Annotated in this window: 1 rRNA gene; it reads left to right on the forward strand. The window is 57.0% G+C overall.

The window, feature by feature from the left end:
* A 23S ribosomal RNA gene (locus tag C493_RS23610) occupies positions 1-258 on the forward strand; the annotation flags it as partial.

Genomic DNA, 258 nt, shown 5'->3' on the forward strand with positions numbered 1-258 from the left:
TACTCGTGGCGGCGAAAGCCAAGGTCTGTCGGGAGTAACCGACGTTAGGGAATTCGGCAAGTTAGTCCCGTACGTTCGCAATAAGGGATGCCTGCCCTGCAAAGGGGCAGGTCGCAGTGACTCGGGCGCTCCAACTGTCTAGTAACAACATAGGTGACCGCAAATCCGAAAGGACTCGTACGGTCACTGAATCCTGCCCAGTGCGGGTATCTGAACACCCCTTACAAGGGGACGAAGGACCCGTTAACGGCGGGGGTA

The organism is Natronolimnohabitans innermongolicus JCM 12255 (genome assembly GCF_000337215.1).
Lineage (GTDB): Archaea > Halobacteriota > Halobacteria > Halobacteriales > Natrialbaceae > Natronolimnohabitans > Natronolimnohabitans innermongolicus.